The 2,990-nt window shown below is 41.8% G+C and carries 1 protein-coding gene; it reads right to left on the bottom strand.

Features of this window, described 5'->3' with window-relative positions:
- Positions 1-2,990: Ig-like domain-containing protein (locus ACFVS2_RS34505; RefSeq protein ID WP_390241202.1), on the bottom strand; the 2,990-nt coding region annotated here is incomplete at both ends.

The raw sequence follows: 2,990 nt of genomic DNA, 5'->3' as shown, positions 1-2,990 counted from the left end.
GCTGTTTGAACTGCTTGTGTTACCCACTGTTCAGCAGCTGGTACATCTGTACCATCTACGCTCACTTTAACGCCAGCTTTTGCAGTATTTGCATTGCTTACAGCTGTGTCGAGTGCAGTTTTGTCAACTGCTGCTGGTTTTTTCACCAGAGCCTTAGTTGCAGTATCCAGGTCTGCTACAGCTTTATCAACTTCTACTTTAGTAGCATCTGCTTTACCTTGTACTGCTTTGGCTGCAGTCAGTGCAGTTTGGAACTCAGTCCAACCAGCAGTATAATCAGTTTCTACTAGTTTATCTGCTTCAGTGATTGCCGTAGTCAGAGCGGTTTTATCCACTGCAGGCGTGTTTACCTTGGTAACTTCAGCTTGAACTTCTGCCAGAGTCAGGTTAGATCCTTTGGTTGCTTTCGCTGCGTCAATCGCTGCTTTGTAGTCAGCAAATTTAGTTGCGTCTACACCTGTTACTCCTGCAGTTGTCAGATCAGCAGCAGTGTAAGTACCGCTATTGATTGCTGCCAATGCTTTTTCAGCTGGTACAGATACGAGTTGACCATCTTTAATCTTATATGCCAGTTTCAGATCCAAATCACCGGAGATTTTGGTTCCAGTAGTACCTTCCAGGTATTTCGATACGTTCAGTACGTGAGGCGCGTTTTTATCTCCCAGCCATCCATTTGGCAATTGAATCGTGAGGGAGTCTACTGCTTCGGTACCATCGTTGTAACCTTCAATATTTGCGATGATTTGGGAACCGATCGGCAATTGTCTATTGTCGATGGTGTAGTTCGATTGTTTCAATGCGTTTTTGAAGTCACCAGTTACCGCGAATGCAGAGGTAAACTTCACAAAAATGTAGTCGTTGTCTTGATCATTATCAGTAGCGTCCACATCTTCAACAACAAGGTCATGGTCAACATCAGCGAATGCCCACTCAACTTGGAAAGCTTGTTCCACTGGTGTGCCGCCAATTACTTTGAATTTCTTCGTCATAGACGCAACAGTATTTCCGATATCATCAGAGATAGAGCGGATAACCAGAGTCCACTCACCTGATTCCAGAGAAATTTCTTTACCATCTTTATCAACTGGTACTACAGTAAGTTCCGTATCATACTTGTCAGCATATCCTTTAACAACCGCTGGAATGGTTACGCTGTTATCAGCCTTGATGAATTCTGCTTTTGGTTCTGGCAGATCTACTTGTTTTTCAGCAAGTGTCTTGCCTTCATCAGCGTTCATCAGTTTTACTGGTTTATTAAGAGTTGCTTTGAACTCTTTTCCATTCACTACTTCTGTGATGTCCTTGATTTGAGCGGAAACCGTATCTGGTGTGAGCATTTCATCTCCCAACAACAGATCTTGCTTTACGTTTTTCTTGCCATTAGCAGCGTTTGTAAATGCATTTGCAGTAAGGCTCAACTGATATTTATAGTTGAAGTAGTTCTTCAAGCTAGAAGAAGTGTTGTGATGCTTGGTCCAGTCTTTTTTGGTTTCAACAAGGAACTTGTCGTCTTCCACTTTTGTTACATGGAGATCAGCCATTTCAGCATCAGATAAAGCTTCCCACGCTTTGGTTGACTCATTGTAAACCTGCAGTTGGATATTTTGTTTTGCTGTTACTTCGTCTTCCTCAATTGCTACGTTGAAATCAATCAACCACTGCTCAGGAGATTGTACATCAACGGTTGCCACTGGAACATTTTCATCAGCAACTACATTGAAGTCCAAAGTTTGAGTGTTTGCATAGTTAGACTTATCGCTTGGAGCTGCCCAGTCACCAATTTTTGCTGCTTGGATGGAATGTGGTCCTGCACCAAAGTAACCTTTTTTCTTTTTAATGGTTACCACGTGGCGAGTATCATCTCCGCCTTGACCGTTAGGTACGAATTCCCCAACTTCAATGCTGTAGTCAGTGCTGTTCAGTTTTACACCGTCAATGCTCCAGTTGCTGAAAGTTTGAGTACTTGTCTTGTCAAGCGCTTCAGAGAATGTAACTTTAAGTGTTCTCAGATCTTGAACTTGTACATTCAACATAGAAGGTTGTCGAGCATCAGTCAACTTAAAGAGCGGTGCTTTGCTTTCTTGGCTTACTCCGTTGGTTGAATCAGTAAGGGTAACAAATACGTTAGCATTGTCTGCCATTGGGAAGTTACCTTGCTGATCAAGTACCAAAGTCAATGCTTTGTTATTTCCAGGGACCTTGAGCAAACCTTTAACATTGAGAGGATTCAGGCCTGTAATGTCACCAGAGTTTGGTACATTTTCATACACCTTAAATTGGATACCATCTTTCAAAATGCCTTTTTCATCAATGAAATGATTAAGTTGAACATCTTTATTGAAGTAAACAACTACGCGATCTGCTTGGTTAGATTCTGCACTTGAAATTACTGGTTTTTCTCCAATAACAACATCATCTGGATTCGGGCTCATTTTCAAAGTAGATTCTGCTTTCAAACCGATCAAGTCTTTGTCAGCAGCTTCTTTGATTTGAGCAATGATGCTTGCGTTCACATCAGTTGCAGAAAACTCGGACGTCAGAAGCACGGTTGCTACACCATTTTGTACAGTTACGCGGTTTGCTGCAAGGGAACCAAACGTAGTGGTGAATTCAACTTCGATGTCGCCAGCAGTAACTGCATTACCAGCAGCATCTTTCAATTCAAATGTCACCAAAGTTTTGGAAGCTCCGTCTGCTTTCAATACTGCATCAGCAGTTTTCACATTAAGTTTGAACAAATCAGTTGCATTCGGCATTTCGAAGGTTTTCTTCATGTCGGCAATTGTTGTGCCATCTACTTTGAGACCAGTAGCAGTCAGTTCATAAGATTTACGAGCTTCTGCACCAGATACTTTCAAAGTTACTACTTTCTTAGTTGCATCCAAGCTTGCGGACTCAACATTCAAACCAGGAATTTTGAAGTTTACAACTGTTGCTGCATCGATAGCTTTATTAAAAGCTACTTTTAGCTCAGTCTTGGTAATAGCACT

This window comes from Brevibacillus sp. NPDC058079 (assembly GCF_042885155.1).
Lineage (GTDB): Bacteria > Bacillota > Bacilli > Brevibacillales > Brevibacillaceae > Brevibacillus.
Note: the sequence above shows the minus strand (reverse complement) of the source record. Positions and strands in the feature narration are given on the sequence as shown.